Here is a 6,760-nt window from a genome sequence, read left to right as displayed (position 1 = left end):
TTTTCCGAACCGCTGCCGCGAATTTGTTAATTACGTGTAAGTCTGTACATTGCAATAAGGTGGACTGGAATCTCAGCGTTATTTCCCGCTCTCTGGTAATAATGCCTTAAAAATGGATATCCGCTCCTGAGTGGGGATTACCCGCATACGGGAGCGGGTTGACGGGTGTGAGCGGACATTGACGCTAAGGGAAATTAATTATTTCGTATTAAAAAGATTTTTCATTATGGCTGGATAGCAATCCAGTACCGTGAGGAAACAAAGACGGAGACGAGAACAGAAAAGATCGTACAACACGTTGAGTTGCTCCCTGTCGAACCTTATTTGAGACGGGCACGTTATTCTCGTGCCCCGTATCAACATCAATACCGCTACCAAATAAATGTTTTTTTCACACGAACAGAATATCGAAAGTAAGGTATCCATATGCATGCGTAAATTATGTACATCACCAGCGGTATAATCAGGGCGAAATTCAGGGAGATCTGTGGAAACAAGTATAATGTGGCTACCCTGTCAATCACCATGGTAACAATGCCGCCAATAATTAACAAACTGTACGCCAGGGGTAACTCTTTCTTTTTACGTAAAAAAAGAGATACAGTGTAGAGCGTATAGAGCAGAAAGATAAAGTTAATTCCCGCCGCTATATAGAGATAACTGGACTGCGCTATCTGGAGATGACCCATCGTTTCCAGCCCTGCATACAACGCCATTCTCAGCGATGTGAAATATTCCCAGGCAATCAACGCTAAGCTCAGGAGAGGCAGAAATAACAGACCACCAATTTTCCTGTATCTTTTTTCCTCACACTCAGCACAATATTCAAGATGTTGCGGAATGTCCTTGTCACAGGTAATACACGTCCATTTAAAAGAAGTGTCGGTCATTATTTATCCTTGTTGGTGTGTCAATACTTAATGATGTTGCCTCATGCCTGAGTCAATCAAATAGCGTGACTAATATCGGCGAACCGGGAATTTTCTTTAGGGTAGATGGGGTTATCGGTTGAGCGCGCAACACAAACCCATCGTGCATACGCCGTAGCAACCCGGCGCTATCCGCCGCAAACAAGTTGCTCCACGCTGATTGATAAGAATAGTAAATGTTTTCAGCTTGTTAAGAGAAAACTGATAACAAAAAAATTTCACAAATAGTGTTGCTACGTCACATTTTGGTGACTACTTTTATCAGGGTTTGGCGCTCATCGTCACATTTTTGAGGCCATTAGCAACGATACAGGAATGGAAATGCACAGCTCAGTAACTGAAAACCAGATAAACGTCTACTTTGGCAAAAACGCGGATGCCTATGAGGCGGAAACAAAACTCATTGCGGATCTGACGCGAGAGCTGCGTATCCAGAGAGGTGTGGTACAGAATAAAGATCTTATCCTTACCTTAATCCAACATATTGAATGTGAGAAAGATGTCTTGAAGCTGGATATCTATCGCAACGCGCTGGAGTTGATTGTACAGGGCACAGCGGACGATATTTGAACAGCGTGGGTAACCTGAAACGATGCCTTTGCAGTCACTGCAAAGGCATTTTTGATCGTTCAATCCTTGAGCATTTTGAGCTTCAGATACTGCCTGGCTGACGCGAGCACGGCCTTGTGACGCGCCTCTGTCGACATAACGTCCTGGGCGTGAAGCACTTGTAACAGGTTTTCTGCAGTAACAGGAAAGCTGTGCTGCATAAGATAATGCGATGCTTTGCCTATCGCGTGATGTATTTCATTAGGTCGTACCTGCTCATCGTCGTTCAATTAAACTCCTGATGCTGCAATGTTGAATGTCTTCCAGGTCAACTGACCAGATCAAATTCACATTTAGCATTTGGTAGAAACATGCCAGAGCAAGTCTGATTAGAAGGATAAGTTTCCGATCTTTTGGTCAAGATCAGAAGGGTGGGACTTTAATGTTTAATCGTTGCAGTGAAGCCAAGTAAACTTTTCAGCAGAGAATCCTTTTCCGTTCCCTGAACCTGCCGTTTAGCGATGACGGGCTGGCTGCGGAACTTATGGATCCCGCCAATGGCGGTTCTGTAAGCGGACTGCCTTAGCGTATCGGTTTCAGAACGCAAACCTTCCTGCAATTTTGCAATGAGTTCATCAAAAGATACTTCTTTATCTGTTTGCAGAAGCTCAATTACCGCTTCGCCTATAACAGTATCGACAAGCGTGTCGTTATCATTTTTGAACATTTAGCCTCTCGTATCGATGACATTGTCATGCACAGTTCGTCACCATTATGCATACATGCACTGCATTTGCACATCTTTCATATGAAAAGGCCAGTACAGCTAAGGCGTTGAGTAGGAGTCCGCCCGGAATATAAGCCCCAGAACCTGATACAAATGAGCTTCCATTTGCGGGGTAGTTGCGGCATCGATTCGCGACACGATACTAAGGCAAATAGCGTACTTACTTATAGTTTTGCCGGTGCGCAATAGCTCCATGACGATCTCGCCAATAATGTGCTCACTCGACGGTAATTCACTTTGAGAAAGGGAAATATCTGAAGCAAACCGGCTTTCACTACTGTTTTTCATCACTCTCTCATTCAGGGCATGTCATACATAATCAGCTGGCCAGAAGTGCCGGGGATGTTAAGGCATTACCGAATGAGCAACACGCTTAGCGAAGCAATAATATACACAAGTTATAAATAGTAAAGTGTTCATAAACTCAATTAATGTATCAGGCCAAATTTATTCTGTCTTGCGCAGGGTCATGTCCAGGATTGTTTCGTAGCGGCAATGTTCCTTGTTTGCATTACCGGGTAATTGTTAGAGTCTTGTTAACCCACAATGATTCAGCCAGGCCAGAAACCCATGTCGATAGCGCCGTTGCCCCCGTTGAATACCCTGATTGCCTTTGAAGCCACCGTGCGGCTCGGCAGTTTTACCCGCGCAGGCGAAGAGCTGAGCCTGACGCAAAGCGCCGTCAGCCGCCAGATTGCCCAACTGGAAGCCGCACTGGGCCGCACGCTGCTTATCCGCCGTCGCCACGGCCTGGAGTTGACCACGGCAGGCGAGCGTTACCTGCATCAGATCCGCCATTTTCTCGAAGAGTGCGCCGACGCCACCGCCCAGGTGATGAAAAACGCTGGCGAAAACGAAATTACCCTGGCCTGCTCGTCGGGCATCGCCCAGTTCTGGCTGCCGCTGCGCCTGAGCGAATTCCGCCGCCAGCATCCGGAAATCAAAATCAATTTAATTATGCGCGACGGCGTCACCCGCCTGACGTCATTCGAATTTGATCTGGGCGTTTATTACCTGCGACAGGAAAATCTTATTAACTTCGATACCGTAAAACTGTTCGATGAAGAGATGTTCCCGGTCTGCTCGCCGCGCTACCTGGCGGGGCGGCCGCTGTTTACGCCGGAAACCCTGAAGCAGGAAACCCTGCTGGTGCTGGAGGACGCGCAGCACCAGTGGATAGGCTGGCCGGAATGGTTCGAAATCAACGGCACCGCCAGCCCGCCGTTGCGCCAGACGCTGAGGGTCAACCACTATCCGCCGCTGATTGAAATGGCCTGCCTTGGCAACGGCGTGGCGCTTGCGTGGCGTCACATCATTGATAGCGTGATCGCCAGCGGGCGGCTGGTAAAAGCCTCGGATTTTTCGGTCAGTAAAGGCGGCGGATTTTTCCTGATTACCTCGCAACATCGCCATGAGAACCGCGCCACGCGGCTGTTTAAGCGCTGGCTGCTGGATGATGTGGCGCAAAACAACCCTGCCGGATAAGTCCAATTTTCAATCAGTGTCATGATCGCTGCGCATGGTGGCATGCGTGTTTTTCATTTACGAATTTTAACCAAACATTGTAAATCTTTTAACCAATTCGTAATTAAGAAGTAACACAACGCCATCAAATCAGGAGCGTGACCCTTATGACAACGCAGCACACGCCGTTACTCTTTATCAACGCGACCCTTGTGGACGGGGTTTCTGACACCGCGTTGAAAAACCATCAATTGCTGGTAGAAGACGGCAGGATCAGCCAGATTTCCGCCAGTCCAATCGACGCACCTTCCGCCACCGTGGTGGATTTAAAAGGCAAAACCCTGATGCCGGGTCTGATCGACTGCCATGTTCACGTGATCGCCAGCTCCGCCAATCTGGGCCACAACGCCATGCTGCCGGATTCGTTGGTTACCGCCCGCGCCGCAAAGATCATGCAGGGCATGCTGAACCGGGGCTTTACCACCGTGCGCGACGTCGGCGGTGCGGATTACGGTCTGAAGCAGGCGCTGGAAGAGGGCTTGCTCAGCGGCCCGCATTTGATGATTTGCGGGAAAGCGCTGTCGCAAACCGGCGGCCATACCGACTATCGCGGCCGCTATGATTCGCGCAACGCCGATTTCTACGCTAAAAAGCTTGGCGCGCTGGGCCGCATCTGTAACGGCGTGGATGAAGTGCGCCGCGCGGTGCGTGAAGAAATCAAAGCCGGGGCCGAGTTTATCAAGGTGATGGCGAACGGCGGCGTCTCTTCCCCGAGCGATCCTATCGATTTCCTGAGTTTTTCGGTATCAGAACTGGAAGCCATCGTTGAAGAAGCCAGCAACGCCCAGACCTATGTCAGCGCCCATCTTTATACCGACGAGGCCATTCGCCGTGCGGTGAATGCGGGCGTCCACTCACTGGAACACTGTAATCTGATCACCCCGGAAACCGCCGCGCTCGCCGCCAGTAAAGGCGCGATGGCCTGCCCGACGCTGGTGACGTATGAAATGCTGAAAAACGAAGGCGAACAGTACGGCCTGCAACCGGATTCCATCGCTAAAATCGACGACGTGCGCCTGAGCGGCCTCGACAGCCTGAAAATCATGTTCGAAGCCGGTTTGCCGATGGCATACGGCTCCGATCTGCTGGGCGATATGCACGTACACCAGTCGGAAGAGTTTGTGATCCGTAACCGTGTGCTGCCCGCCGCAGAAGTGATCCGCAGCGCCACCTCTGTTGCTGCCCGCCTGCTGCGCAAAGAGGGCGAAATCGGCAGCCTGACGCCGGGCGCATGGGCCGATCTGATCGTGGTGAACGGCAACCCGCTGGACGATATCAGCCTGCTCACCGGCCAGGGCAAACACATTCCGCTGATCCTCCAGCAGGGCAAACCGGTGAAAAACGCGGGCTTCCTGCCAGTGGACTAATTCCCAAACACACACGACTACGCGGCATCCGTGCCAACACAGCAATTTTTAAGATGAGAATGCGCCTATGTCACTGTTACATCGTCTCGATCGGCTCCCGTTGAGCCGTCCGCATTACATGTTGTTGTTAATCGGTGGGCTGGGATACACCTTTGATGGCATGGACGTCGCCATTATCGCTTTTTTACTGCCCGCGCTACGCGACGTCTGGTCGCTGAGCGGGGCCGAGTTGGGCCTGGTGGGCTCCGCCACGCCGATTGGCGTGCTGATTGGCGCGCTGCTGGCGGGCTACGTGGGCGACCGCTACGGTCGTAAAACGGTGATGTGCTGGGCGCTGGCAATTTACTGCGTGATGACGCTGGTCGCCGCGTTTTCGCCTAACTTCACGGTCTTTGTCATCGCCCGCGTACTGGCGGGCGTCGGCACCGGGGCCGAGAGCGTGATCATCGCGCCGTTCCTGAGCGAATTTATCCCGCCGAAAAAACGCGGCTGGTTTATCGGCTCGCTGGCCGGGTTCTTCTCATTCGGTTTTGTGGGGGCGGCGCTGCTGGGCCGCTTTGTGGTGCCGGAATTTGAAGATGGCTGGCGCTATGCGCAGGTAATCACCGCGCTGCCGATCCTGATGCTGCTGTGGTGGCGTCGCAGCCTGCCGGAATCCCCGCGCTTCCTGCTGGGTAAAGGCCGCACCGACGAAGCCCGCGCGATTGTCGAAACCCTGGAAAACCAGGTGATCGCCGCCACCGGCAAACCGCTGCCGCCGGTCGATGCGCCGCGTGAGGCTGAGCCTGTGGTTGCGCCTGCGCCATCACCGGGCCTGCTCCAGAGCCTGGTGATCATGTTCGGCAGCGCGATGCGCCGCCAGACCACGGTGATCTGGGTGATTTGGTTTGTGGTGACTTTCTGCTACTACGGATTTTTCGCCTGGATACCGTCATTACTCGTCGAACGTGGTTTCACCGTGACCCGCAGTTTTGAGTTTTCGATCATTATTTATATTGCGCAAATACCGGGATATTTCTCCGCCGCCGTTTGTTCCGACTGGCTGGATCGTAAACGCACCATCGCGCTGTACCTGGTGGGCAGCACGATCAGCGCCTGGTGTCTGAGCCAGGCCGACAGCGCCGGGGCGATTGTCGCCGCTGCTGCGGTTCTGTCGTTCTTCCTTAACGGCTGTTATGCCGGGCTGTATGCCTATACGCCGGAGAGTTTCCCGACCGCCATTCGCGCCACCGGCTGTGGGTTCGCCAGCGCCTTTGGCCGCGTGGGCAGCATCATGGCACCGTCGATTATCGGGGTATTCTCCGCGTCGCTGGGTTTTGCCGGAGTGTTTACGATGACTACGTCAGTGCTCGCAGCGGGTGTTGTGGTGTTGCTGGCATGGGGGGTAAATACGAAGGGGTATTCGCTGGAGGCGATTGCACCGGAGAAGCGCGGTGACGCCGTAAAAGGTGAGGGGAATGCCAGGGAGGCCTGGCGGACTCGATAGGGGGATTGTTTCGTTCGGGGGAAGGGTTTCGTTCAGTGGAATGGTTCTGTTCAGTGGAATGGTTCCGTTCGGTGGAATAGTTCCGTTTAGTGGAATGGTTCCGTTCGCCCGGGCTTTC

8 protein-coding genes are annotated in these 6,760 nt (G+C 52.5%); 4 read left to right on the top strand and 4 right to left on the bottom strand.

Features of this window, described 5'->3' with window-relative positions:
* Positions 1–371: 371 nt before the first annotated feature.
* Positions 372–890, bottom strand: coding sequence for a DUF2569 domain-containing protein (locus GV764_RS13520; protein ID WP_161660614.1), 519 nt, complete (start codon positions 888–890; stop codon positions 372–374).
* Positions 891–1,250: 360 nt separating this feature from the next.
* On the opposite strand from GV764_RS13520, the gene GV764_RS13515 reads away from it, so the two are divergent.
* On the top strand, positions 1,251–1,499 hold the full coding sequence (locus tag GV764_RS13515; protein WP_161660613.1) for a biofilm development regulator YmgB/AriR family protein: 249 nt from the start codon (positions 1,251–1,253) through the stop codon (positions 1,497–1,499).
* A 59-nt stretch (positions 1,500–1,558) separates the two neighbouring features.
* On the opposite strand, the gene GV764_RS13510 is transcribed toward GV764_RS13515, so the two are convergent.
* The 3 genes from GV764_RS13510 to GV764_RS13500 all read right to left on the bottom strand — a co-directional run bounded on the left by GV764_RS13510 (position 1,559) and on the right by GV764_RS13500 (position 2,553).
* Positions 1,559–1,768 (bottom strand): hypothetical protein, encoded by a 210-nt coding sequence (locus tag GV764_RS13510; protein ID WP_161660612.1) that lies wholly within the window; start codon positions 1,766–1,768, stop codon positions 1,559–1,561.
* Positions 1,769–1,917: 149 nt separating this feature from the next.
* Positions 1,918–2,205 (bottom strand): biofilm development regulator YmgB/AriR family protein, encoded by a 288-nt coding sequence (locus GV764_RS13505; RefSeq protein ID WP_161660611.1) that lies wholly within the window; start codon positions 2,203–2,205, stop codon positions 1,918–1,920.
* A 99-nt stretch (positions 2,206–2,304) separates the two neighbouring features.
* On the bottom strand, positions 2,305–2,553 hold the full coding sequence (locus GV764_RS13500; protein WP_161660610.1) for a two-component-system connector protein YcgZ: 249 nt from the start codon (positions 2,551–2,553) through the stop codon (positions 2,305–2,307).
* Positions 2,554–2,835: 282 nt separating this feature from the next.
* On the opposite strand from GV764_RS13500, the gene GV764_RS13495 reads away from it, so the two are divergent.
* The 3 genes from GV764_RS13495 to GV764_RS13485 all read left to right on the top strand — a co-directional run bounded on the left by GV764_RS13495 (position 2,836) and on the right by GV764_RS13485 (position 6,642).
* The gene (locus tag GV764_RS13495; RefSeq protein WP_161660609.1) at positions 2,836–3,750 is read left to right on the top strand and encodes a LysR substrate-binding domain-containing protein; all 915 of its coding nucleotides are present in this window, start codon (positions 2,836–2,838) and stop codon (positions 3,748–3,750) included.
* Positions 3,751–3,896: 146 nt separating this feature from the next.
* Entirely contained in the window at positions 3,897–5,156 is a 1,260-nt protein-coding gene (locus GV764_RS13490) for a metal-dependent hydrolase family protein (RefSeq protein ID WP_161660608.1), read from the top strand.
* 67 nt (positions 5,157–5,223) lie between these two features.
* On the top strand, positions 5,224–6,642 hold the full coding sequence (locus GV764_RS13485) for an MFS transporter (protein ID WP_161660607.1): 1,419 nt from the start codon (positions 5,224–5,226) through the stop codon (positions 6,640–6,642).
* Positions 6,643–6,760 lie beyond the last annotated feature (118 nt).

The organism is Atlantibacter hermannii (assembly GCF_009907385.1).
In the GTDB taxonomy this organism is placed as follows: Bacteria; Pseudomonadota; Gammaproteobacteria; order Enterobacterales; family Enterobacteriaceae; genus Atlantibacter; species Atlantibacter hermannii_A.
The sequence above is the reverse complement of the archived record's forward strand: the minus strand, read 5'-3'. Positions and strand labels throughout refer to the sequence as shown.

What these genes read in the sequence shown, in the direction of transcription:
- GV764_RS13490 (WP_161660608.1), top strand. Translation starts at nt 3,897, where the DNA reads ATGACAACGCAGCACACGCCGTTACTCTTTATCAACGCGACCCTTGTG.
- GV764_RS13505 (WP_161660611.1), bottom strand. Translation starts at nt 2,205, where the DNA reads ATGTTCAAAAATGATAACGACACGCTTGTCGATACTGTTATAGGCGAA.
- GV764_RS13515 (WP_161660613.1), top strand. Translation starts at nt 1,251, where the DNA reads ATGCACAGCTCAGTAACTGAAAACCAGATAAACGTCTACTTTGGCAAA.
- GV764_RS13500 (WP_161660610.1), bottom strand. Translation starts at nt 2,553, where the DNA reads ATGAAAAACAGTAGTGAAAGCCGGTTTGCTTCAGATATTTCCCTTTCT.
- GV764_RS13495 (WP_161660609.1), top strand. Translation starts at nt 2,836, where the DNA reads ATGTCGATAGCGCCGTTGCCCCCGTTGAATACCCTGATTGCCTTTGAA.
- GV764_RS13520 (WP_161660614.1), bottom strand. Translation starts at nt 890, where the DNA reads ATGACCGACACTTCTTTTAAATGGACGTGTATTACCTGTGACAAGGAC.
- GV764_RS13485 (WP_161660607.1), top strand. Translation starts at nt 5,224, where the DNA reads ATGTCACTGTTACATCGTCTCGATCGGCTCCCGTTGAGCCGTCCGCAT.